The organism is Micromonospora sp. DT62, from assembly GCF_049847285.1.
Taxonomy (GTDB): Bacteria; Actinomycetota; Actinomycetes; order Mycobacteriales; family Micromonosporaceae; genus Micromonospora; species Micromonospora reichwaldensis.
The window spans coordinates 417279-440388 of record NZ_JBNCOB010000001.1; the positions used below are offsets into that span (position 1 = coordinate 417279).

The 23110-nt window shown below is 72.8% G+C and carries 17 protein-coding genes and 3 pseudogenes; 7 read left to right on the plus strand and 13 right to left on the minus strand.

Going from position 1 to position 23110, the window contains the following annotated elements:
- The first annotated feature begins 16 nt into the window (after positions 1-16).
- Positions 17-1501, plus strand: a complete 1485-nt coding sequence (locus tag ACPXCB_RS01875; protein ID WP_425871544.1) for a DUF7059 domain-containing protein — start codon at positions 17-19, stop codon at positions 1499-1501.
- Positions 1501-1923 carry a D-aminoacyl-tRNA deacylase gene (gene dtd, locus ACPXCB_RS01880; RefSeq protein WP_425871546.1) on the plus strand — a complete coding sequence of 141 codons (423 nt, stop codon included), beginning with the start codon at positions 1501-1503 and terminating at the stop codon, positions 1921-1923. The genes ACPXCB_RS01875 and dtd overlap by 1 nt, the downstream gene beginning before the upstream one ends.
- Positions 1924-2014: 91 nt before the next feature.
- On the opposite strand, the gene ACPXCB_RS01885 is transcribed toward dtd, so the two are convergent.
- Positions 2015-2803 carry a sporulation protein gene (locus ACPXCB_RS01885; RefSeq protein WP_327031171.1) on the minus strand — a complete coding sequence of 263 codons (789 nt, stop codon included), beginning with the start codon at positions 2801-2803 and terminating at the stop codon, positions 2015-2017.
- A 258-nt stretch (positions 2804-3061) separates the two neighbouring features.
- Between ACPXCB_RS01885 and sigB the strand changes: the two genes are divergently transcribed.
- Complete coding sequence (gene sigB / locus ACPXCB_RS01890) at positions 3062-4078, plus strand: RNA polymerase sigma factor SigB (protein ID WP_425871547.1); 1017 nt, start codon at positions 3062-3064, stop codon at positions 4076-4078.
- A 101-nt stretch (positions 4079-4179) separates the two neighbouring features.
- Positions 4180-4590 carry a VOC family protein gene (locus ACPXCB_RS01895; protein ID WP_425871549.1) on the plus strand — a complete coding sequence of 137 codons (411 nt, stop codon included), beginning with the start codon at positions 4180-4182 and terminating at the stop codon, positions 4588-4590.
- A 75-nt stretch (positions 4591-4665) separates the two neighbouring features.
- Here the strand turns inward: ACPXCB_RS01895 and ACPXCB_RS01900 are convergent, their stop codons facing one another.
- The 3 genes from ACPXCB_RS01900 to ACPXCB_RS01910 form a co-directional block, all read right to left on the minus strand.
- Complete coding sequence (locus ACPXCB_RS01900; protein WP_425872121.1) at positions 4666-7200, minus strand: GNAT family N-acetyltransferase; 2535 nt, start codon at positions 7198-7200, stop codon at positions 4666-4668.
- A gap of 47 nt (positions 7201-7247) precedes the next feature.
- On the minus strand, positions 7248-8429 hold the full coding sequence (locus ACPXCB_RS01905) for an acetoin utilization protein AcuC (RefSeq protein WP_425871551.1): 1182 nt from the start codon (positions 8427-8429) through the stop codon (positions 7248-7250).
- A gap of 83 nt (positions 8430-8512) precedes the next feature.
- Positions 8513-9391, minus strand: a complete 879-nt coding sequence (locus ACPXCB_RS01910; RefSeq protein ID WP_425871553.1) for a sulfurtransferase — start codon at positions 9389-9391, stop codon at positions 8513-8515.
- A 97-nt stretch (positions 9392-9488) separates the two neighbouring features.
- On the opposite strand from ACPXCB_RS01910, the gene ACPXCB_RS01915 reads away from it, so the two are divergent.
- Complete coding sequence (locus ACPXCB_RS01915) at positions 9489-10175, plus strand: metal-dependent transcriptional regulator (RefSeq protein ID WP_425871555.1); 687 nt, start codon at positions 9489-9491, stop codon at positions 10173-10175.
- Positions 10176-10230: 55 nt separating this feature from the next.
- Here the strand turns inward: ACPXCB_RS01915 and ACPXCB_RS01920 are convergent, their stop codons facing one another.
- The 4 genes from ACPXCB_RS01920 to ACPXCB_RS01935 all read right to left on the minus strand — a co-directional run bounded on the left by ACPXCB_RS01920 (position 10231) and on the right by ACPXCB_RS01935 (position 15254).
- Complete coding sequence (locus tag ACPXCB_RS01920; protein WP_425871557.1) at positions 10231-10779, minus strand: hypothetical protein; 549 nt, start codon at positions 10777-10779, stop codon at positions 10231-10233.
- A gap of 193 nt (positions 10780-10972) precedes the next feature.
- Positions 10973-11875 carry an NlpC/P60 family protein gene (locus ACPXCB_RS01925; protein ID WP_425871559.1) on the minus strand — a complete coding sequence of 301 codons (903 nt, stop codon included), beginning with the start codon at positions 11873-11875 and terminating at the stop codon, positions 10973-10975.
- Positions 11876-12057: 182 nt separating this feature from the next.
- A complete protein-coding gene (locus tag ACPXCB_RS01930; protein WP_425871561.1) occupies positions 12058-14970 on the minus strand; it encodes an AfsR/SARP family transcriptional regulator in 2913 nt (970 codons plus the stop codon).
- Positions 14971-15011: 41 nt separating this feature from the next.
- Entirely contained in the window at positions 15012-15254 is a 243-nt protein-coding gene (locus tag ACPXCB_RS01935) for a DUF5522 domain-containing protein (RefSeq protein WP_425871563.1), read from the minus strand.
- 183 nt (positions 15255-15437) lie between these two features.
- On the opposite strand from ACPXCB_RS01935, the gene ACPXCB_RS01940 reads away from it, so the two are divergent.
- Together ACPXCB_RS01940 and ACPXCB_RS01945 are read left to right on the plus strand one after the other, a co-directional pair.
- Positions 15438-16709, plus strand: coding sequence for an MFS transporter (locus ACPXCB_RS01940; RefSeq protein WP_425871565.1), 1272 nt, complete (start codon positions 15438-15440; stop codon positions 16707-16709).
- A gap of 401 nt (positions 16710-17110) precedes the next feature.
- Positions 17111-17428, plus strand: coding sequence for a TraR/DksA family transcriptional regulator (locus ACPXCB_RS01945; RefSeq protein ID WP_425871567.1), 318 nt, complete (start codon positions 17111-17113; stop codon positions 17426-17428).
- 46 nt (positions 17429-17474) lie between these two features.
- Here ACPXCB_RS01945 and ACPXCB_RS01950 read toward each other — a convergent pair whose 3' ends face one another.
- From ACPXCB_RS01950 to ACPXCB_RS01970, 5 genes and pseudogenes are all read right to left on the minus strand, one after another.
- Complete coding sequence (locus tag ACPXCB_RS01950; RefSeq protein WP_425871569.1) at positions 17475-18410, minus strand: DUF2332 domain-containing protein; 936 nt, start codon at positions 18408-18410, stop codon at positions 17475-17477.
- Positions 18411-18468: 58 nt separating this feature from the next.
- Positions 18469-18993: an AAA family ATPase gene (locus ACPXCB_RS01955; protein ID WP_425871571.1), complete on the minus strand. Its 525-nt coding sequence runs from the start codon at positions 18991-18993 to the stop codon at positions 18469-18471.
- A gap of 117 nt (positions 18994-19110) precedes the next feature.
- Positions 19111-21531 (minus strand): annotated as a pseudogene (locus ACPXCB_RS01960) (vitamin B12-dependent ribonucleotide reductase); the annotation flags it as partial.
- A gap of 177 nt (positions 21532-21708) precedes the next feature.
- Positions 21709-22593 (minus strand): annotated as a pseudogene (locus tag ACPXCB_RS01965) (LAGLIDADG family homing endonuclease); the annotation flags it as partial.
- Positions 22594-23061 (minus strand): annotated as a pseudogene (locus ACPXCB_RS01970) (vitamin B12-dependent ribonucleotide reductase); the annotation flags it as partial.
- Positions 23062-23110: the final 49 nt, after the last annotated feature.

The window sequence follows — 23110 nt, forward strand, 5'->3', positions numbered from 1 at the left end:
CAGGCAGGATGGCAACGTGGACGGACACGACATGTTGCTCTCCCCCGCCGGCGTCGAGGCGCTACGGACCGCGCTGACGCGGGCCGGGTTCACCTCGAACGGCATCGCCACTCGGCTCGGCCCGCAGGCCACCGGCGGGGTGGCCCGCAACGACTTCCGGGCCGCGTTGCGCGCCACCGAGGACCGCGATCCGCTCGGCACCCTGATCCGGGTGTTCGTCTGCGAGCAGACCGAGCCGGAGGCCGCCGTGGCCGCCGCGCTGGCGCCGCTGTCGCTGGCCGAGGCGCTCGCCGGGGGCTTGGTCGAGCGGCACGGCGACGGGCTGCGGATGGGCGTGGACCTGGAGCCGTACGGCGACGAGTGGTGGGTGCTCGCCGACGTGCCCGCCAGTGCCCGGCCCGGCCGCCCGCTGCACGCCGAGCACGTGCTCGGCATCGGCGGGGCGACGCAGACGCTGATCGGCGCGACCGTCCGCCGGCCCGTGGAGTCCGCGCTGGACCTGGGCACCGGATCCGGCGTGCAGGCCCTGCACCTGGCCAGCCACGCGCGGCGGGTCACCGCCACCGACCTGTCGGCGCGGGCGCTGCGCTTCGCCGCCACCACCGCCGCGCTCAACGGCCAGGACTGGGAACTCCTCCGCGGTGACATGGTCGCCCCCGTCGCCGGGCGGCGCTTCGACCTGGTGGTGAGCAACCCGCCGTTCGTGGTGGGCCCCGGCACCACCACGCACGTCTACCGCGACTCGGGGCGGGTCGGCGACGCGATCGGCGCGGAACTGGCCGCCGCCGCGCCGGGCCTTCTCACCGAGGGCGGCACCATGCAGTACCTGGCCAACTGGGTGCACGTCGCCGGGGAGGACTGGGGCGAGCGGGTGACCGGCTGGTTCGCCGGCACGGGGCTGGACGCCTGGGTCATCCAGCGTGAGGTGGCCGACCCGATGGCGTACGTCAACCTGTGGCTCACCGATGTCGGCGAGGCGGCCGACCCGCGCCGGATGGCGGACTGGCTGGACTGGTTCGACGCGCACAAGGTGGAGGCGGTCGGCTTCGGCATCGTCTCGCTGCGCCGCGCGGGCCACGACGACCCGATCGTGCGGGTGGAGGACCTGCGCCAGCGGGTGGAGGCGCCGCTCGGCGACCGGGTCGGCACGTGGTTCGACCGCCAGGACTGGCTGCGCGCCCGCGACACCGACGGGCTGCTCGCCGCCCGCTTCCGGGCCGCCGAGGGCCTCCAGCTGCGGCAGGAGGCCACCATCGGCGACGAGGGCTGGGCGGTGGACCGGCAGGTGCTGGCCATGCCGCACGGCCTGCGCTGGACCGAGGAGATCGACCCGCTCGTCCTGGCGCTGGTCGGCGGGGCCGACGGGCGGCTGCCGCTGCGCGACCAGCTCGCCCTGCTCGCCGCCGCGCACGGCGTCGCTCCCGGGGAGCTGGCCGAGGCGGCCGGGCCCATCGTCGCGCACCTCGTCGAGCGCGGTTTCATCGAGCCGGTCGCCGACTGATGCGGGCCGTGGTACAGACCGTCGGCCGGGCCGCCGTGACGGTCGACGGCGAGGTGGTCGGCGCGATCGACGACGGGCTGCTGGTGCTGCTCGGGGTGACCCACACCGACACCGTCGAGACCGCCCGGACCATGGCCCGCAAGGTGCACGAGCTGCGGATCCTCGACGAGGAACGGTCCGCGGCGGACACCGGCGCGCCGGTCCTGGTGGTCAGCCAGTTCACCCTCTACGGCGACGCCCGCAAGGGCCGCCGTCCGAGCTGGACCGCGGCGGCACCGGCCGAGGTCGCGGAGCCCCTGGTGACGGAGGTCGTGACGGCGCTGCGCACCCGGGGCGCGAAGGTGGAGACCGGCCGCTTCCGCGCCCACATGCTGGTCGAGAGCGTCAACGTCGGCCCCCGCACGGTGCTGCTCGAACTCTGAACGCCCGCGCTGCGGCCTCTCCTCGCCGGGCACGGGACGACGGCGGGCACCCGTCGTTCCCGAGCCCGGTCGGAGGGGACCGCAGCAGGCGTCAGGAGAAGAGGCCGCGGCGTTGCAGCGACTGACGGATCCAGCCGTCGAGCTGGGGCGTGAAGTCGGTGCGTTCGGCGGTGGCGTGGTCGACGGTGAAGCGGCCGAAGGCGTCCCGGCCCTCGGTGAACAGACCGCCGCGCTTGTCGAGCTCCAGCACCACCTGGATCTGCTGCGGGTCGGTGACGAGGGTGACCTCCAGCTGGTTGATCGCCCCGGCGTACTGCGGCGCCGGGTAGAACTCGATCTCCTGGTAGAAGGGCAGGGTCTGCCGTACGCCGTAGATGTGGCCCCGCTCCACGTCGGCCCGGGCGAACCGGAAGCCCAGCCGCAGGAACGCCTCCAGGATCTTCTGCTGGGACGGCAGCGGGTGCACCGCCACCGCGTCCAGGTCGCCCTTGTCCACCGCGCGGGCCACCTCCAGCTCCGTACGCAGCCCCATCGTCATCCCGTGCAGGTGCTGCCCGTACAGCTCGGTGAGCGGCGTCTCCCACGGCACGGCGAAGCGGAACGGGATGTCGTGGCGCTGCCCCGGGGCGAGCTGGAAGGCGCCGGTCGCGGCCTGCCGGTGGAACTCCTGCGTGGTCTCGTAGTCGTTGTCGCCGCTCTCGACCTCGACCCGGGTGACCAGGCCCAGGGCGACGTACGACACGTCGACGAGGTGGTCGCCGCCCGCCACGTGGATGACGCCCTCCAGCTGGCCGCCGGGGCGGCAGTTCGGATTCGTCAGCACGGTTTCCACGGACGGGCCACCCACACCCATCGCCTGCATGAGCCGCTTGAAGACCACGACACCCTCCACAACCTGTTCGGTACGCCGACGTCGCCGGCGGGCCGGCCGTGCGGGCCGACCGCTGGCACGGTAACCGCCGGCGGCAACCAGCGCTCGGCGACGAGCCGCCCACGCTGAGCAGGGGATCGACGGAATTCGTGTCGGGTCCCCGATCGCCTCACTCCCGTTTCACGCCCCGCCCGCCAAGCTGTGTGTCACACCGGCACCACTGGGCCGGATCCAACGGCACAGACGTGGACACGGGGAGAAACTGAGATGGCCCTGCAGATGACGGAGCACCGGACGCGCCCGGCCGGCACCACCGAGGCCGCGAGCGCCACCGACACCCTGACCGACCTCGACGCCACCGACGAGCGCGGCGTCTCCACGGACCTGGTCCGGGCATACCTGAACGGGATCGGTCGGACGAAGCTGCTGACCGCTGCCCAGGAGGTCGACCTCGCCAAGCGGATCGAGGCCGGGCTGTTCGCCGAGGAGAAACTCGCGACCTGCACCCCCGTCTCGGGGGAGTTGCGGGCCGACCTGGGGCTGATCGTCGCGCAGGGCCGCGCCGCGAAGGACCACCTGCTGGAGGCGAACCTGCGCCTGGTGGTCAGCATCGCCAAGCGGTACACGGGTCGCGGCATGGCGTTCCTCGACCTGATCCAGGAGGGCAACCTCGGCCTGATCCGCGCGGTCGAGAAGTTCGACTACACCAAGGGCTACAAGTTCTCCACGTACGCCACCTGGTGGATCCGGCAGGCGATCACCCGGGCCATGGCCGACCAGGCCCGCACCATCCGCATCCCGGTGCACATGGTCGAGCAGGTCAACCGCATGGTCCGGGCCCGCCGCGAGCTCTCCGTCTCGCTGGGCCGCGAGCCCACCGTCGCCGAGGTCGCCCGGGCCATGGACATCCCGGAGTTCCAGGTCATCGAGCTGATCTCGTACGACCGGGAGCCGGTGAGCCTCGACCAGGCGGTCGGTGAGGATGGCGAGAGCGCCCTCGGCGACTTCGTCGCCGCCGTCGACCCGAGCGCCGAGCCGGGCGACGCCGCCGCGCAGGGCGAGCTGCGCAACGAGGTCAGCATCGTGCTGTCCACCCTGTCCCAGCGGGAGCAGGCCGTGATCCGGCTCCGCTTCGGCCTCGACGACGGCCGGCAGCGCACCCTCGACGAGGTCGGCCGGGAGTTCGGCCTGTCCCGGGAGCGGATCCGGCAGATCGAGAAGGTGACCCTGCTGAAGCTGCGTGACCCGGAGCGGGCGCAGCGCCTGGAGGCGTACGCCTGCTGACGTTTCCTGGACCACGCGAGGCCCCGGCGGTTCGCCGGGGCCTCGCGTGACGTCCGGGCCGTGGTCCTTGATCCCGGGTGCCCGACAGGCTACCAATAGCCATGAACTGGACCCTGGAAGTGGTGGTCGTGCCGGTCTCCGACGTGGACCGGGCCAAGGCCTTCTACGCCGACCGGCTCGGTTTCGCCGTCGACCACGACACGACGTTCGGCGACGACGCGCGGATCGTGCAGCTGACCCCGCCCGGCTCCGGCTGCTCGATCGTGATCGGCAGGGGGCCGCTGCCCGAGATGCCACCCGGCTCGCTCAAGGGCCTCCAACTGGTCGTGCCCGACCTGCGCCGGGCGCGGGCGGAGCTGGTCGAGCGCGGCGTCGAGGTCAGCGAGATCCAGGTGCTCGGCGAGAATCCGCGCCCGGTGCCGGACCCGCTGGACAACGTCGGCTTCGTCCACTTCGCCGACCCCGACGGCAACGGCTGGTCCGTGCAGCAGATCTCCGACCGGGCGGCCTGACCGGTCCGGCCACCGCACCGTGACGTGCCAGGAAGGGCACTTCCGCTGCTCCAGAGGTGAGGAAGGTGCCCTTCCTCACAGGCGGCGGGGGCCGGTGTCGGGGCGGGCCGCGGCGGAGCCGACCCGCACGGTGGCGTGCAGCACCGAGATGCCGTCGGGTCGGGCGAGCACCGGGTTGAGGCTCAGCGCGCGGACCCGGGGCTGCTCGTCGGCGAGCCGGCCGACCCGCAGCAGCAGGTCCGCCAGGGCCGCCCGGTCCACCGGCGCCGCGCCGCGGTGCCCGCGCAGCAGCGGCGCCGCCCGGGGCTCGTCCACCAGCTCGGCCGCGTCCAGATCGGTCAGCGGCACCGCCCGCCAGGCCCGGTCGCCGAGCAGCTCCGTGGCGACGCCGCCCAGCCCGAAGCCGACCACCGGGCCGAACGCCGGATCCTCCACCAGCTCGACCACGCAGGCCACACCGGGCGGGACCATCGGCTGCACCAGGACGTCCACGCCGAAGACCACCGACATCTCCGCGTACGCGCGGTGCACCGTGGCCGGGTCGGGCAGGTCGAGCCGGACCGCGCCGAGGTCGAGGCGGTGCCGCAGGCCGGGGGCGGCGGCCTTGAGGGCCACCGGGAAACCCAGCCGGGTTGCCGCGTCGACGGCCTCCGCGGCGGAGCGCGCCGGCACCGACTCGACCACGTCGATCCCGTACGCCGCGAGCAGTTCCGCCGGGTCGAGGGCCTCCGGGCGCAGGGCGGCGTGCGCCGCCTCCCGGTCCACCCGGGGCAGCTCCGGCGGCACCCCGGCGGGCCGGCGCAGCCAGTCGGCGTACGCGGTGACCCGGGCGAGTGCGCGCACGGCCTCCTCCACGCTCGGGTAGGCGGGCACCCCGGCGGGCGTACGGCCGACCAGGAACGTGGCCACGGCCGGCTTGCCGGCGGCGAACGCGCTCGGCAGCGCGGCCGTGAAGTCCGCCTCCGTGTCGGTGAGCTGGCCGGGCAGCGGCGGGGCGAACACCACCACCAGCGCGTCCACCTCGCCGTCGGCACCCGCCTCGGCGAGCGCGGCGGTCAACTCGGCCACCCCGGCGCGCGGGCCGACGTCGCGCGGGTAGCCCCGGGCGACGGTGAGCCCCTGCCCGGCGCAGGCGGTGGCCGCCAGCCCCGTCAACGCCGAGGAGTTGCCGACCACGCCGACGCGCGGCCCGGCGGGCAGCGGCTGGTGGGCCAGCAGCACCCCGACGTCGAGCAGCTCGGCGACGGTGTCCACCCGGATCACGCCGGAGTGGGCGAACAGCGCGGCGACCGCCACCTCGTCCGGGCCGGCGGAGTCGCCCACCCCGGGCGGCCGGGCCGGCGAGGCGAGCGCCACGACGGGCTTGTCCCGGCCGATCCGGCGCGCCAGCCGGGCGAACTTGCGCGGGTTGCCGAAGGTCTCCAGGTACAACATGATCACGTCGGTGCCGGGGTCGTCCTGCCAGTACTGGAGCAGGTCGTTGCCCGAGACGTCGGCCCGGTTGCCGGCCGAGACGAAGCTCGACAGGCCCAGCCCCCGCCGGTCGGCCTCGGCCAGCAGCGCCACCCCGAACGCGCCGGACTGGCTGAAGATGCCCACCCGGCCGGGCACCGGCAGCCGGGGGGCGAGGGTGGCGTTGAGGCGTACCGCCGGGTCGGTGTTGGCCACCCCCAGGCAGTTCGGGCCGACCACACGCATGCCCGCCGCGTACGCCGCGCGGACCAGCGCGCGCTGCGCGGCCGCGCCCTCGCCGCCGGCCTCGGCGAAGCCCGCCGAGATGACCACCAGGCCGTGCGCGCCCGCGGCCGCCGCGTCGGCAACCACCTCCGTCGCCGCCTCCGGTGGGACCGCCACCACGGCCAGGTCGACCGGCACGCCGGCATCGGCCGCCGAGGAGTACGCGGGCAGCCCGGCGACCGTCGTCGCGCCCGGGTGCACCGGGACCACCGCGCCGAGGTAGCCGCCGTCGCGCAGGTGCCCGAGCACCGCCGCGCCGACGCCCTGCCCGGTGGCGCTGGCGCCGTAGACGGCAACGCCGCGCGGGGCGAGCAGCCGGGCGACGGAGCGTGCCTCGGTGCGGTGCTCCCGGCCGCGCTGCACCTCGAGCGTCGCGTCGGTGGGGGCGATCGGGAAGCTCAGGTGCACCACGCCGTCGGCGAACTGCCGCTGCACCTGGTAGCCGAAGTCGGAGAAGACCCGCAGCATCGCGCCGTTGGCCGGGAGCACCTCCGCCACGAAGTTGGCGATGTCGTTGCGGCGGGCCGCGTCGGCCAGGTGCTCCAGCAGCACCGAGCCGATGCCCCGGCCCTGGTAGGCGTCCTCGACCACGAACGCCACCTCGGCCTCGGGGGCCTGCGGGCCGAGCCGCTCGTAGCGGCCGACGGCGACGATCCGGTCGCCGACCAGCACCACGAACGCCTCCCGGTCGCGGTGGTCGACGTTGACGAAGCGTTGCAGGTCGCGCTCGGGGATGCGCGGGTACGGCGAGAAGTAGCGCAGGTAGCGGGTGCGCTCCGAGAAGCGCGAGTGCATCGCCACGATGCCCGGCGCGTCCGAAGGGTGGATCGGCCGCAACTGCACGGTGCTGCCGTCGCTGAGCAGCACGTCCATCGGTTGTTCCACCGTGGTCACCTGTGCGGTCCCCTCCGCCCGCCGGATCAGTCTCGCGGGTCGTGCGGATCGAGCCCGAACAGCGGGAAGGCGGTCTTGCGGGCCGCCGCGATCGCCCGGTCCACGGCGCTCGGCTCGCCGGTCGGCTGCCACGGCTCGTACGCCGGGTCCGCGTCGTCGGTCATCCGCAGCGGGATCTGCCGGCCCGGCCGGCGCGCGGCGGCCAACTCCCGCCACGCCGGCGGGGTCAGCGTCGCCGGGTCGATGGGCTCCCCTACCGCCACCGCGAGCAGGTGCGTCCAGGCCCGGGGCACCACCTCGACCAGCGCGTACCCGCCGCCGCCCGTGGCCACCCAGCGGCCCTCGCAGAGCTCGTCGGCGAGCGCCCGCAGGGCCAGGTAGGTGGCGCGCTGCCCGTCCACGGAGAGGTTCAGGTCGGCGAGCGGGTCGAGCCGGTGTGCGTCGGCCCCGCACTGCGTCACCAGCACCTGCGGCCGGAACGCGCGCAGCACCGACGGCACCACCGCGTGGAAGGCGCGCTGCCAGCCGACGTCGCCCACCCCGGGCGGCAGCGGAAGGTTCACGGCGCTGCCCTCGGCGCCCGGCCCGCCCGTCTCGTCGGGAAAGCCGGTGCCCGGGAAGAGCGCCAGCGGCGTCTCGTGCACGCTGACCGTGAGCACCCGGGGGTCGTTCCAGAAGACCTGCTGCACCCCGTCGCCGTGGTGCACGTCCACGTCCACGTACGCGACCCGCTCGGCGCCCAGGTCGAGCAGGCGGGCGATGGCCACCGCCGGGTCGTTGTAGACGCAGAACCCGGAGGCCCTGGCCGGCATGGCGTGGTGCAGGCCGCCGGCCACGTTGACCGCCCGCCTGGCCTCGCCCCGCCAGACCGCCTCGGCCGCCGCCACCGTGGCGCCGGCGACCAGCGCGCTGGACTCGTGCATCCCCTCGAAGACCGGGTTGTCGGAGGTGCCCAGCCCGAAGCCGGCGAAGAGCGGATCGCGGGGGGCGACCTTCACCGCGGCGAGGTAGCGCGGATCGTGCACCCGGCTCAGCAGCGCGTCGTCGGCCGGCTCCGGCTTCACCAGCCGCACCCCGGGACGCGCGAGGACGCCCAACTCCCGGGCGAGGGCGAAGGTCAACTCCAGCCGTACCGGGTCGAGGGGATGGTCCCCCATGTCGTAGGCGAGCAGCGACTCGTCCCACACCACCACCGTGTCGTCGGACATGGCCCCATCGTCGCACGCGCACCCCGGCACGCCCGCGCACGCGCTGCTCAGCCGCCGGGTGTCGCCCGGTCCCCGTTGCGCGCTCAGCCGGCCGGGGGCGCTCCGGTGGCCACCGGGCGGGCCGGGTCGGCGACCCAGTTGCTCCACGAGCCGACGTATAGCGCGGCGTCCGGCCGGCCGGCCAGGTGCAGCGCGAACACGGCCTGCGCGGCGGTCACCCCCGACCCGCAGTACGCCCCCACCGGCCGATCCTCGCCCACCTCGGCGGCGGCGAAGCCCACCCCGGCGGCGGCGAACCGCTCGCGCAGCGCCTCGGCGGCGGGGAACCGGCCCTCGGCGACGTACTCGCCGGCGGGCAGGTTCACCGCGCCGGGGACATGACCGGCGACCGGGTCGATCAGCTCGGTCTCGCCCCGGTAGCGGGGCGCGGCGCGCACGTCGAGCAGGACACCGTCGTCGGCCGCGGCCAGCCGGGCCGCCTCCCCCGCGTCGAGCACCGGCAGTGCTCCGGGGCGCACCTCCACGTCGCCCGGCTCCGGGGTCGGCACCGCCGTGCTGACGGGCAGCCCGGCCGCCAGCCACGCCGGGAAGCCGCCGTGCAGCAGCCGTACCGGCCGGTGGCCCGCCCAGCGCAGGGTCCACCAGGCGCGGGCGGCGGCCATGCCGTCGCCGCCGTCGTACACCACCACGGGACGACCGGCGCGCACGCCGGCGGCCCGCAGCGCGGCCTGGAGGGCGGCGGCGTCGGGCAGCGGGTGGCGGCCAGCGGGGCCGGGCGGCCCGCAGAGCGCGGTGTCCAGGTCGACGAAGACCGCGCCGGGCAGGTGACCGGCGGCGTAGTCCTCCCGACCAGGCGCGCCGACGAGCCGCCAGCGCACGTCGAGCAGCGTGGGCGGGTCGGCCTGGCCGAGTTCGACCGCGAGCCGACCGGCCTCGACAAGGAGATCATCGGAGGCGGACATGGCGTCCAGTCAACACCATCCCGGCACCGACCTGGCGGTTCGCCGTGGGTCGTTCGGTGAACGCCGAGGTAGCATCGTTGGCCGGAGGTCCGCTGACGTGAAGCATGATCTGGTCGACACGACCGAGATGTACCTCAAGACCATCCTCGAGCTGGAGGAGGAGGGGGTTCCGCCGCTGCGTGCCCGCATCGCCGAGCGGTTGGGGCAGAGCGGGCCGACCGTCAGCCAGACCGTCGCCCGGATGGAGCGCGACGGCCTGCTGACCGTCGAGGGCGACCGCCACCTGGCGCTCACCGCGCACGGCCGCAGCAACGCGGTCTCCGTGATGCGCAAGCACCGCCTCGCCGAGTTGCTGCTGGTCAACGTGATCGGGATGCCCTACGAGGAGGCCCATGAGGAGGCCTGCCGGTGGGAGCACGTGATGAGCGACGCGGTCGAGAAGCGGGTCTACGACCTGCTGAACCGGCCGACCCGCTCCCCCTACGGCAACCCGATCCCTGGGCTGGACCAGCTGGGCACACCGGAGCAGACGACCGCCGCCCCGATCGAGGGTGAGCGCAACCTGGCGTTCCCCGGGCTGTCGGGGCCGGTCGTCGTGCGGCGCATCTGCGAGAGCGTGCAGACCGACGCGGACGTGCTCCGGCAGCTGCACGCCGCCGGCGTCGACCCGGGCGCGACCGTCACGGTGGCGCAGGAGCGCGACGGGGTGTCGATCGACCGCTCGGGCGACCGCATCAGGCTCCCCCGCGAGATCGCCTCCCGCGTCTTCGTCGCCGCCCACTGATCCGCCTCCGCCCCCGCGCTGTCCTCGACCCGGCCCGCGCCGCCCCGGGCGCGGGTCAGAGGGCGCGGGTGTCCAGGGTCCGAGCCAGGGTGACAAGGGCCGTCGTGAGTTTCTCGGCCTCGCTCCTGTCGGTGGCGCCGGAGGTGGCGTAACGCAGGCTGGCCAGGCTGCCCCCGGCCGCCAGCCAGCACACCTCCACGACCGGACCAGAAGCGCCCTTCGCCGAGGTGGTCCGCTGGTACGCCTTCTGGCCGAGCCCGGAGACCTTGGCCGCCTTCTCCGGCACCACGTCGGCGGTGAAGGTCGCCGCGTCGATCGACGTCTCGGTGACGGTCAGCGTCAGCTCCGGCAGGGTGGTCTGCCCGGCGCGCACCACGCAGGTGTGGCTGTCGCCCGTCCTGCTGGCCGCGGCGACGTCGAAGCGGAAGCCCGCGTGCTGCTCGATGACCCCGAAGTCCAGCAGCCGACACGCCCCGCCGGACGAGGCGGCGGCCACGTCGACCGCGGCCGGCCCAGGCGGCGGCACGGCCACCGGTTCCGCCTCCGCACCGCAACCCGTCACCAGTAGCACCGCCACCCCGGCGCCCACGATCCGCCCGCCCACACTCACTCCTCCGTCGCCCGGCCTGACACCCGCCGGAAACCGTACGGCCTTCCACCGGCGATGCAAGAGTCTCGGCCCGGCGTCGCCGGGGCGGCGTCTCCCGCTGGTTCCCGTCACCTGGATCCCGCACCCGACGGTGGTCCCGCCCCGCCGGCTCGGCTGGGCGGGACCGTCTCGGGGTGCCCCAGTCGGTTCAGGTGCCGGAGACGCGGTGCGCGGTGTAGGAGGAACTGGTCAGGTACGGGCGGGCGTCACTGATCATCACCCCGGTCCACGAGCCGTCCGGGTTCTGCCACTTGGGAGTCGCCTCCAGCACCGACGGAACGCCGTCACCGTCACCGTCACCGAGGTACATCGCCACGTGGCCGTTCGTGACAAGCAGGTCGCCGACGCGGATCTGGGATTTGGCGACCTGCGGCACGCCACTCTTCATCGCGCTGGAACTGCTCCACGGGAAGTACACGCCGGCGTGCTGGAACATCTTGTAGATCAGACCCGAGCAGTCGTAGCCCTTCGTTCCGGCGGGCTGCTTGTACACCCGGCTCTGCCCGCAGGTGGTGCCGTCGTGGTAGAGCGTCGTCGGGGCCACGGTGCCCATCCGGTACGTGCCCGCGGCGCAGCCGACGTAGAGCGCGTCGAGCTGGGCCATGCCATAGCTGATCGCCAGTCGGACCTTCGTCGACGGCGACTCGACCGTCTGGCAGTTCTGCATGTAGTGCGGGAACCCGGCGGCGGCCAGGTCGAGGATCTTGGTGCCGTTGAGGTACACCCGGTAGGAGTCGTTGTGGTAGATGCCGACGCTGGCAACCGCACCCACCTTCCACACGCCGGCAGCCGCGCTGTAGGTCTGGGAGGACATCAGCCCGACCCCGGGTCGGTGGACCTCGACCCGGACCGAGTGGGTGCCGGACGTACCGTTGAGCAGGTTGTTGTTCACCTGGTAGACGCCGCCGTACGCGGTGACCTTGTTCCAGCAGGCACCCACGTGGGGCGAAGTGCGATAGAAGGTGTAGTCGGCATGGGCCGCGGTGGCCGGCAGAGCCAGGCCCAGCAGCGCGATCACGGTCACCGCGACCACACGACGTAGTGCTGTCATGATGTGTGCCTTCCGTCGACGGACTTCCCCGTGGGCGAACGGGTGGACCAACCCGGCGCCCGAGGGCACGGCGCCCTCTCTCCCCAGCGTCAGGCCAACCGGTTACACAGGCGGCACACGACCGATGGCCCACCGCTCACACAGCCGGCACCCGGCGAGGCGGGTCAGCCGTCCCCGACGGTCTACGGGATCGGCCCACCGACACCGCGCAGCTTCGCCGCGACCCGGTCGCCCTCGGGATGACACAACTCGACGAACAGCCGCAGCGCCGTGGACCACGCGGCCCGGGCCCCCGGCACATCCCGCGCCGCCTCGCGTACGTCGCCGAGATGGACCAGCGCGAACGCCGCGTGGGACAGGTCGCCGGTCTCCCGCAACACCTGTGCCGACTGCGCGTAGTACGTGGCCGCCCGGGTGAGTTCGCCGAGCCGGTGGTGGACGTTACCGAGACTGTCGAGGGCATGCGCGGCACCCTGCCGGTCACCGAGCCTCCGGTGCAGTGCCACCGACTCCGCACACCGATCGGCAGCCTCACGGTAGGAGCCCAGCTCGGCGAGGTACCAGCCGAGATTGTTCAACGCCTGCGCGCGACCAGCGTCGTGGCCCTCGGCGACGAACAGATCATGGGCCAGTCGCGCGTGGGTGAGGGAGTCCCCGGGCCGGGACAGGCCATCGCAGACGGCACACATCCGCAGGTGCGTGTAGGCCAGCCCCAGGGCATCGCCGAGCCCGTCGAACAGCGCGAGCGCCTTCGCGAGGTGGCGATGGGCCTCCTCCCGGTGCCCCAGCCGGCTGCCGGCCAGACCCAGTCCACTGTGGGCGTGTGCCCGCCCGACCGCGTCGTCGAGTCGCTCCGCCGTGGCCAGCGCGGTGCGCAGAGCGCCGATCCAGTCGTCCCAGCGCCCACGGCGGTCCACGAAGATCCCGATCGTGGTCGCCAGCCGCCAGGTGTGCTCGCCACGGTCGGCGGCAGCGGCCTGCTCCACCGCCTGCACCAGAAGGTGGCGTTCCCGGTCGAACCATGCGAGGGCCTGCCCACGGTCGACGATCGGCTCGACGGTCACGTCGGGATCCAGCGGCGGTAGCAGGATCCGGTACCGGTGCGGATGCAGTTGGCCGGCCGCGGCGTCGCCGGTGTACAGGTAGTGGTCCAGCAGCCGGCCCACGGCTGCTCGCCGTGCTGGCGCCGGGTCGATCGCCGCGCTCAGTTCAGCCGCGTAGCTCCGTAGCAGATCGTGCAGCACGACCCTGCCCGGAGCGCACTCCTCCGCCAGGTGGGCGTCGACGAGTTCGGTCAGCGGCGCGCGTACCGCGTCCAGCGGCTGGCCGAGCAGGCTCGCCGCCACGGCAGCCGTGATCTCCGAACCGGGATGCAGGCCGAGCCATCGGAACAGCCGCGCGGCCCCCGGCGTGAGCCGGCCGTAGGACCAGGAGAAGACGGCCCGTACGTCGACGCCGGAACCGGCGGTGCTCAGCGATTCCAGCGGACCCAACTGGTCGAGTTGTTCAGCTATCGCGGCCAGCGGGAGCCGCGGCCGTAGCGCCGCACGCGCGGCGACCACGGCGAGCGCCAGGGGCAGCCGGGCGCAGCGGACGACGATCGCGTCGACCGCGTGGGCCTGCGGGTCGACGCGCGCGGTGCCGAGACGGGCGGAGAACAGACGGTGTGCCTCCTGCGTCGTCAGCAGAGGGACGGTGATCGGATGGGCACCCTCGACGACGACCAGGCTGGTCAGCCGGTCACGGCTGGTCACGAGGACGAGACAGCCGGGGGCACCCGGCAGCAGCGGACGGACCTGGTCGACACCGGCCGCGTTGTCGAGTACCACCAGGACGCGTCGCCCGGCGAGCAGACTGCGGTAGAGCGCCGCCTGACCTGACACGCCCACCGGAATCCGGTGCGGCGGGACGGCGAACGCCTCGAAGAACCCCCGGAGGGCTTCGGTCGGGCTCATCGGGTCGGCATCGGCGTCGAAGCCACGCAGGTTCACATAGAGCTGCCCGTCGGGGAACCGGGCGGCGACCCGGTGCGCCCAGTGCAGAGCCAGCGCAGTCTTGCCCACACCCGCGCCCCCTACCAACGTGGAGATCACCACAGTGGTCGACGAAGGGTCGTCGAGCAGCGCGTCCAGGTCGGCCAACTCGTCATCCCGGCCGGTGAAGTTGCGGATGCCAAGCGGCAACTGGGCTGGTGCCGGCGCGCCCGGTGCCGCCAGGTCGCTGCCCGGGGCGACACAGGGCCCGGGCGCCGGCACCCCGGCGGGCGGGGTCGAGGGCTCGTCCCGGCCGTGTCCACCAGCGGTCAGGGTGGGCCGTACGCTTGGCGGGGCCGGCGCGTCCAACGCCGGATCGCCGAGCAGGACGCGTCGTTCCAGGTCCCGCAGCCGAGGGCTGGGCTCCAGCCCATAGTTGTCGATCAGCACACGACGGGCCCGCCGGTACGCGTCGAGCGCGTCCGAGGTTCGCCCGCCGCGATGCAGGGCGGTCATCAGTTGGGCGACCAGTCCTTCGCGGCTGGGATGCTGCGCCACCGCGTCTGTCAACTCGGAGACGATCATCATGTGGTTCGCGCAGGCGAGTTCCGCGTCGAACAGTGCCTCCAACGCCTCGGTACGCCGTTCGTCGAGGTGCGCGCGGGCGTCACTGGCATAGTTCGCCCGTACCCCGGCGAGCGCCTGGCTGCCCCGCCACAGCCGCATGGCTTCCCGTAGCAACGGGACGGCTTCCAGCGGTGGGGCGGCGCGGGCGTGGACCACCAGGCTGTCGAAGTCGGCGAGGTCGAACCGGCCACGCCGGATCCGGAGCCGGTAGCCGGCCGGCTGCCACTCGACGGTGGCCAGTGGCTGCGCGTCGTCGGACAGAACGGCCCGCAGCCTGGAGACCATGTTCTTGACCTGTGTACCGGCAGTACGCGGAGCGTCCTCGCCCCACATCGCGTCCACGATGTGCCCGACGGGGATGACACGGTCGGCCCGCATGAGGAGCAGGGCGAGCAGGTCCCGCTGCTGCCGGCGGGAGAACGTCACCTGGTGGGTGGCGGCGTGGACCTGCACCGGGCCGAGGATGCGGAACGCGTATTCGTCATCATCAACCATTGGACCGCAGACTACCGCCCATCGACGCCTGTCGTGGTGCGTCAGTCGTCGACGTACGGGCAGTGCCGGCAGCCACGACCGCAGCAGGTGCCGCGCCGGGCCAGGAACCCCGCGCTGAGTACGAAGAGACCGGTGGCCGGGTCCGGGTAGCCGGCCTCACCGGCGGCCAGGGCGGTGGCGTGCGCGGCGAGGATCCGCTCCCGGTCCGGGTACTCCGGCGGCAGCCGGGACGGGTGCGGCTCAGTCAACGGCCGGTCCGCCAGCGGTCGTCGTTCTCCGGTCATCGACGCATTCTAGGAACCGCCGGGTCCCGCGCCCCACCAAGCGGATAACCGGTGGCGCCGATCCGGACGGGACCGCCAGGCTGACCCGATGGGCCATCAACGGGCCGGGTGCCCGCCCTCCGCAGCAGCCCGCACGATGCCGTCGGCGTCCCGGCGTACACCGACGGGGTCCGGGGAGCCGACGTGACGCAGCAGGCCGCCAGGCCCACCGGAGGTGCCGCCCCGAAACGGCCCTCACTGCTGCGCAGCCGCAACTTCGGGCTGCTCCTGGCCGGGCAGACGGTCAGCGAGCTGGGCACCCGGATCTCCAACGTGGCGGTGCCGCTGCTCGCCGTCGGCACGCTCGACGCCAGCGTCTTCCAGGTCGCGCTGCTGACCGCGCTCGCCTGGCTGCCGTACCTGATCTTCTCCCTGCCCGCCGGGATCCTCGCCGACCGGGTCGACCAACGGCGGCTGATGGTCGCCTGCGACCTGGGCCGCGCGGCGTTGCTGCTGTCGGTGCCGGTGGTCGCCCTGGCCGACCTGCTCACCCTCGGCTTCCTGTACGCGGTGGTCGGGCTCTCCGGTGTGCTCACCGTCCTGTTCACCGTGGCCCACAAGAGCATGCTGCCGAGGCTGGTGCCGCCGGACCGGCTCGTGGACGCCAACGCGAAGCTCACCGTCAGCCAGGACTCCGCCGAGCTCGTCGGCCCGACGATCGGCGGCGTGCTCGTCGGGCTCGTCGGCGCCGCGAGGACCTTCGTCGTCACCGGCCTCGCCTTCGCCGTGAGCGGGTTGACCCTGCTGCTGATCCGGGAGGCCCCGAGCGAGCCCGCGCCCCAGCGCGACCGGGTGCCCCTGCGGGTGGAGATGACCGAGGGGCTGGGCTTCATCCGCCGCCAGCCGATCCTGCGCAGCATCCTCGCCTGCACCACCGCCTCGAACTTCTTCGTCATGGCGTCCGGCTCCATCGAGGTGGTCTTCCTGCTCGAGGAGCTGCACGCCACGCCGGCGCTGGTCGGGCTCGTCTTCTCGGTCAGCGCGGTGGGCGGCCTCGTGGTCGGCGCGTTCGCCGGTCGGTTGACCGCGTGGCTCGGCTCGGCCCGGGTGATCTGGGTGGCGATGGCCGCCCCGGGCCCGCTCTACCTGCTCATGCCCCTGGCTCGGCCCGGCTGGGGGATGCTGCTCTACGGCATCGGCCTGGCCGCGTTCTCCGCCAACGCGGTGCTCTACAACGTGGCCACCCTGACGTACCGGCAGCGGATCACACCGCCCGCCCTGCTGGGCCGGGTGAACGCGGCGTTCCTCTGGGTCTGTTTCGGCGTGATCCCGCTCGGCGCGCTCACCGGCGGCACGCTCGCCAGCCAGCTCGGGCTGCGGCCGACGCTGTGGATCTGCGTCCTCGGCACGTGGAGCGCCGCGCTCTTCGTCGTCCTCTCCCCGCTGCGGCGGATGCGGGACATGCCGGCGGCCTGACCGGTCGATGCCGGCCCTGGTTCCCGGGCGGAACCCGACGCCGGCCGATCAGGTCGCACGCCCGCCGGGTGGCCCCGGGCACCGGGCCGCACGGAAGCACGTTGGCTTTCCGCCCCGCCCGGCCTATGGTGGCTGCATGTGTTCGACCGGTCAGCAGATCAGCACCGCCGTCGTGGTGACGGCGGCGCCCGCTGCTGCCTGCCGGTGTGCCCTGCGGGTGACCGTGGCGACCCGGGTGGTGCGATCCGCGGTCGCACCGTCGTGCGCCGGCTCGGTCGCCTCCCGACTGCCGAGCCCCGCCGGACGTGGCCCTCCGTGAACCGATTGCAACTCTTGCGAACGGCCACCAGGGCGAAGCTATCCGGCTTCGGCCCTTTTTCTTTTTCCCGAGGAGCTACGCCATGACCACGCCCACCCAGTCCAGCGAGCAGAAGTGGCTCGACGACCTGCGTACGACACTGGCCAACGACTTCGAGGCGCAGACCGTCCGGCTGACGCAGCTCACCGCCGACACCGGCGACCCGGGCGAGGCGCACACCCAGAGCGCGCTGATCGCCGCCACCCGGCGGAGCATCGAGCAGGTCAGCGGGGCGCTGCGCCGCCTCGCCGAGGGCCGCTACGGCATCTGCGAGCGCTGCTCCGCCGCGATCCCCCGGGAGCGCCTGGAGGTGCTGCCGCACGCCCGCTTCTGCGTGCCCTGCCAGCAGAAGCAGCAGTGACGTACGCGGGCTGCCGTGCCGGCGCACGGCACGGCAGCCCGTCGGGTCACCCGAACCAGGTCATCGCCTGCCCGTGCGGGCTCGTCCAGGCGAGTGGCCGGCCGTCCAGCGCGAGCACGTTGTACAGCGCCTCGTCCGGCGGCTCCGGCAACGCGTCGTGGGGCAGCACGTCCGGGGACTCGTTGGAGATCCAGTGGCCGGGCAGGCGGCGTACCGCGTCGGCGAACACCGCCCGGCGCGGCGCCGGCACCTGGTAGAGCACGCTGGTGTGGAACACCACCAGCGTCGCGCCCGCCGGCGCCCGCGCGGCCAGTGCGGGCAAGTCGTCCGCCAGGTCGCCGCGGGTGAGCAGCGGCGGGTCGGCCGCGGCGACGGCCGCGGCGGCCCGCAGCCGGGCGCGGCGGTGCGTGTGCTCCGGCCAGATGAGGGCATCGAGCCAGGCCACGTCCGCCGGCTCGGTCACCCGCAGCGGATTCAGGTCCAGGCCGGCCCGCCACACCACGTCCGGTAGCCGGTCCGGCGGGGTCAGGCCGGTCGCCGCGCAACCGAGGACCGGTTCGCCCACGCCGAGCGCGTGGTCGCCGTAGCGGTAGGCGTACCGGTCGGGGTAGAGGCAGAGCCCTGCGGACGCGCCGACCTCCAGCAACGCCAGCGGCTGCGGCAACGCGGCGAGCACGGGCAGCAGTACGGCACACCGGCCGGGCTCGTTCGTCTGGGTCGCGCGGGTGCGCAGTTCCGCCTCGATCGCCGGCCAGTTCGCCAGCGCGAAGTCGCGGAAGGCCGCCGGGTCGTCGACCGGCCCGCCGAGCAGCCGTACGACGCCGAACAGCAGGTTCGGCTGCCGCTTTGCTTGCGGGAGCGCGGCGAGCAGGGCCAGCACCTCTTCGTCACGGGAGACGGCGAGGGACAGTCGCTCGTACGTCAGGGAAACGCCGCGCGCCTCCCGGGTGGCGAACTCGACGTAGCTCTCGGCGATCGTCATGTTCGGATGATCGCAGTCGACGCCTCACGACCGGGACCCGGCGCGCCCTCGCGCTCCCTCAGCTCTCACCCTCGACTGCCACTGCGATGTGTAGGGCGGCCTGTGCGGGGGTGAGATGCGTGGTGTTGACGACCTCGGCCTCGGCGTGCAACCACGTGCGGGCCGCCTCCGAATAGGCATCGAGGTACCTGAGGCGGAATGGTGAAGGGACGGGATGTTCCCCCTCGATGCGCCCGCGGAGTGTGTCGCGGTCGGCGTGGAGGACGAAGTGCCTCACCGGGATGGCATGTTGGGCGAGGCCAGCGCTGATCTCACGCCAGTACTGCTCGACCAGGACAGTCATGGGCACCACCAGGGTGCCGCCGGTGTAGTCGAGGACGCGTCGAGCGGTCTCGACGACCAACTGCCGCCACGGCGGCCAGTGCTGGAAATTGTCCGTTTCGGGCAGCCCCGGCGTGATGTCCATGAGTGTTTCGCCGACCTTCTCGGCGTCGAACACCCGCGAGTCGGGGATCAGTTGCTGCACGAGGGCACCGGTCGTTGTCTTGCCTGCGCCGTGGGTGCCATTGATCCATACGATCATGGGACTCGATGCTAACGCCGTGCCGCCGACGCGCGGGCCTTGTGGCTGGGCCTGCTTGTCGCGGAGCAAGCAAGGTGGGCCGGCGGATGTCCACCGGCCCACCTTGTCACTCGTACGTCAGCTGCAGCCGCTGGTGGAGCCGCAGCCCTCGCAGACGTAGCAGCTACCGGCCGGGCGCATCTTCGTACCGCAGGTGAAGCAGAGCGGCGCGTCGGCGGCCTTGCCGATCACGGCCTCCAGCAGTTCGGTGCTGGAACCCACGGACGGCGCCGGCTTGGCGGCGGCGACGTCGGCGGTCTCCTGCGCCGGCTGGGCGATCGGGCCGGTCTTCGGCTCGGTCGGCGCCTCGACCGGGGCGGAGGAGGCCATCGCGGTGAGGTCCGCACCGCTCGCCTCCGCCTCCGCCTCGGCCCGGAGCTGGGCGGCCCGCTCGCTGGCGGTGAAGATGCCCAGTTCCGCGCGGCGCTCGTACGGCAGGAAGTCCAGCGCCAGGCGACGGAAGATGTAGTCCATCACCGAGGCGGCCATCCGCACGTCCGGGTCGTCGGTCATGCCGGCCGGCTCGAAGCGCATGTTGGTGAACTTGCTGACGTACGTCTCCAGCGGGACGCCGTACTGGAGACCGATGGAGATGGCCACCGAGAAGGCGTCCATCACGCCGGCCAGGGTCGAGCCCTGCTTCGACATCTTGAGGAAGACCTCGCCGAGGCCGTCGTCCGGGTAGGACGAGGCGGTGAGGTAGCCCTCGGCGCCGCCGACGGAGAAGCTGACCGTCTGGGACGGGCGCTTCTTCGGCAGCCGCTTGCGCACCGGGCGGTACTCGACGACCTTTTCGACGACCTTCTCCACCTCGGCGGGGGCGGCCTCGGTGGCCTTGTTGGACTTCGCCACCGACAGCGGCTGGCCGACCTTGCAGTTGTCGCGGTAGATCGCCAGCGCCTTGAGGCCCAGCTTCCAGCCCTCGAAGTAGATCTTCTCGACGTCCTCGACGGTCGCCTGCTCCGGCATGTTGACCGTCTTGGAGATGGCGCCGGAGACAAACGGCTGGACGGCCGCCATCATCCGCACGTGGCCCATCGGGGCGATGGACCGCTCGCCCATCGCGCAGTCGAAGACCGGGTAGTGCTCCGGCTTCAGGCCCGGGGCGTCGACCACGTGGCCCTGGTCGGCGATGTGCTCCACGATCGCCTCGACCTGCTCCTCGGGGTAGCCGAGGCTGCGCAGGGCGCGCGGCACGGTCTGGTTGACGATCTGCATCGAGCCGCCGCCGACCAGCTTCTTGAACTTGACCAGCGCCAGGTCCGGCTCCACGCCGGTCGTGTCGCAGTCCATCATGAAGCCGATGGTGCCGGTCGGTGCGAGCACGCTGGCCTGGGAGTTGCGCCAGCCGAACTTGTCGCCGATCTTGTTGCCCTGGGTCCACTGCTTCGTCGCCTCACGGACGATCGCGGTGGCCACCGTGCCCGAGGGCTTGATCTCGTCGTTGGCGGCGGCGTGCTTGCGCATGACCCGCTTGTGCGGCTCGGCGTTGCGGGCGTAGCCGTCGTACGCGCCGACGACTCCGGCCAGCTCGGCCGAGCGGCGGTACGCGGTGCCGGTCATCAGCGAGGTGATCGCCGCGGCGACCGAGCGGCCCTGCTCCGAGTCGTAGGGCAGGCCGGAGGCCATCAGCAGGGCGCCCAGGTTGGCGTAGCCGATGCCGAGCTGCCGGTAGGCGCGGGTGGTCTCGCCGATCTTCTCGGTCGGGAAGTCGGCGAAGCAGATCGAGATGTCCATCGCGGTGATGACGAACTCGACGGACCGGACGAACTTCTCCACCTCGAAGCCGCCGTCGGCGCGGAGGAACTTCATCAGGTTGAGCGAGGCCAGGTTGCACGAGGAGTTGTCCAGGTGCAGGTACTCCGAGCACGGGTTCGACGCGGTGATCCGCCCGGTCTCCGGGCAGGTGTGCCAGTCGTTGATGGTGTCGTCGTACTGCAGGCCGGGATCGGCGCACTCCCAGGCGGCCTGGGAGATGCTGCGGAACAGGTTCTTGGCGTCGATGGTCTCGATGACCGCGCCGTCGAGCCGGCCGCGCAGGTCGAAGCCGCCGCCGTTCTCCACGGCGGTCATGAACTCGTCGGAGACCCGGACGGAGTTGTTGGCGTTCTGGTACTGCACGCTGACGATGTCGGCGCCGCCGAGGTCCATGTCGAACCCGGCGTCGCGCAGCGCGCGGATCTTGTCCTCCTCGCGCGCCTTGGTGACCACGAACTCCTGGATGTCCGGGTGGTCCACGTCGAGGATGACCATCTTCGCCGCGCGCCGGGTGGCGCCGCCAGACTTGATGGTGCCGGCGGAGGCGTCCGCGCCGCGCATGAAGCTGACCGGGCCGGAGGCGTTGCCGCCGGAGGAGAGCAGCTCGCGGGAGGAGCGGATCCGGGACAGGTTCACGCCGGAGCCGGAGCCGCCCTTGAAGATCAGCCCCTCCTCCTTGTACCAGTCCAGGATGGAGTCCATCGAGTCGTCGACGGCCAGGATGAAGCAGTTGTGCACCCGAAGATTGCCGGCCAGGAACTCGCCGCTCTCCGTCTGGATGTCGTAGACCTCCATCGTGCCGAGCGGCTCGACGTGGTCGATCTCCAGCCGCTTGACGTCGCCAGCCGAGCGGCCGGGCTTGGCGAAGCTCGCCTCGAGCTTGGCCATCTTCTCCGCGCCCACGAACCCGATGTGCGTGGCGAAGAGGTCGCGGTCGCCGTCGTTCTGGATCCGGACCGACCAGCAGTCCTTGCGGTCCGGGCGCGGGTCCGCCTTGCGCCCCACGCGGGAGAAGATCCCGAACCGTAGCAGCAGGCTCTGCACGCCACGGATCAGCTTCTCCGAGACCATGTCCGCCGCGACGAGCGTCGAGTGCTCGCGCGCCGAGACGTAGCCCTCGGCCTGAAAGATGCTGCGCAGGTACGCCGCGACGACCGGCAGCGGCGCGGTGAAGAGCCGCTGCGGCACCTCCATGTCGACGCCGCGCGTCAGCAGGTCCCACTTCTCCACGAACGGACGCAGGTGCTCGCCGTAGAGTCGGGTACGCCGGCAGTCCAACTCGTCGCTCTGCGTCGGCACCACGCGCTCGTGCCGGTGCGCGGTGCCGAAGACCTCGTCGAGCGCGACGTTGACCCAGTCCGACTCGTCGTCGTTGACCGTCATTGCCTCGATCGTCAGCGACCGGTTCGTGCCCTCGTCGTACTGGCCCACGAACCCGTCGGACTGCAACCAGCCGGCGAGGGCGGCCTCGCGGATCTCCCGCAGGTCGATCTCGCTCTCGCCGTACGCGTACGTGCGGTGCCACTCGAGCTGGTCGCCGGGCTCGAGGGTGCCGGCGTCGACCCAACTTCCCGTGCCCTGGCCCGTGCTCTTCCACACCACGTGGTCCGGCGTGACGTCGAGCTGGTAGCCGGCCTTGGTGTGCAGCCGGATGACCTCACGCACCCCGTTGGCCTTGACGGCGACGATGCTGGTCAGGCCGCCGTTGCCGTCGTACACCTTGGTGCCGACGGCGTTCTCCTCGACCAGCTTGCCGATCGGCACCAGGCCGGCGGGCGTGCTGACCAGCGAGTCGTACGGCAGGCAGGCGCTGACCTGCTGCGGCGAGGGCGTGCCGACGTTGAACCAGACGGGCGAGTTGAAGCTGAACACCTGGTGCAGCAGCATCCAGGTCAGCTCGTGGGCGAAGATCTCGGCGTCGGCCGGGCCGGCGAAGTAGCCGTACTCCTCACCCGCCGTGCGATAGGTGGTGACCACCCGGTCGATCAGCTGCCGCAGCGACCACTCCCGCTCCGGGGTGCTCACGGCGCCCCGGAAGTACTTGGTGGTCACGATGTTCGCCGCGTTGACGCTCCACGTCTCCGGGAACTCGACGCCGCGCTGCTCGAAGTTGACCGAGCCGTCCCGCCAGTTGGTCATGACGATGTCGCGGCGCTCCCAGGCGACCTCGTCGTAGGGGTGCACCCCCTCGGTCGTCCAGACCCGCTCGATCTTGAGCCCCGCGCCGGCCTTGTTGCGTGCCCTGCTGGTTGTCACACCGTCCCCCGACATCTCATCCGCCCCCTCGTCCGCACGGCCACCCGCCGCCCGATCCGACTGT

Coding starts and splice junctions, on each gene's coding strand:
- ACPXCB_RS01955 (WP_425871571.1), bottom strand. CDS start 18,993: ATGATCGTATGGATCAATGGCACCCACGGCGCAGGCAAGACAACGACC.
- dtd (WP_425871546.1), top strand. CDS start 1,501: ATGCGGGCCGTGGTACAGACCGTCGGCCGGGCCGCCGTGACGGTCGAC.
- sigB (WP_425871547.1), top strand. CDS start 3,062: ATGGCCCTGCAGATGACGGAGCACCGGACGCGCCCGGCCGGCACCACC.
- ACPXCB_RS01905 (WP_425871551.1), bottom strand. CDS start 8,429: ATGTCCGACGACACGGTGGTGGTGTGGGACGAGTCGCTGCTCGCCTAC.
- ACPXCB_RS01900 (WP_425872121.1), bottom strand. CDS start 7,200: ATGGACGTGCTGCTCAGCGACGGCAGCACCGTGCAGTTGCGGCCGATC.
- ACPXCB_RS01935 (WP_425871563.1), bottom strand. CDS start 15,254: ATGACCGGAGAACGACGACCGCTGGCGGACCGGCCGTTGACTGAGCCG.
- ACPXCB_RS01945 (WP_425871567.1), top strand. CDS start 17,111: ATGACCACGCCCACCCAGTCCAGCGAGCAGAAGTGGCTCGACGACCTG.
- ACPXCB_RS01930 (WP_425871561.1), bottom strand. CDS start 14,970: ATGGTTGATGATGACGAATACGCGTTCCGCATCCTCGGCCCGGTGCAG.
- ACPXCB_RS01925 (WP_425871559.1), bottom strand. CDS start 11,875: ATGACAGCACTACGTCGTGTGGTCGCGGTGACCGTGATCGCGCTGCTG.
- ACPXCB_RS01950 (WP_425871569.1), bottom strand. CDS start 18,410: ATGACGATCGCCGAGAGCTACGTCGAGTTCGCCACCCGGGAGGCGCGC.
- ACPXCB_RS01910 (WP_425871553.1), bottom strand. CDS start 9,391: ATGTCCGCCTCCGATGATCTCCTTGTCGAGGCCGGTCGGCTCGCGGTC.
- ACPXCB_RS01895 (WP_425871549.1), top strand. CDS start 4,180: ATGAACTGGACCCTGGAAGTGGTGGTCGTGCCGGTCTCCGACGTGGAC.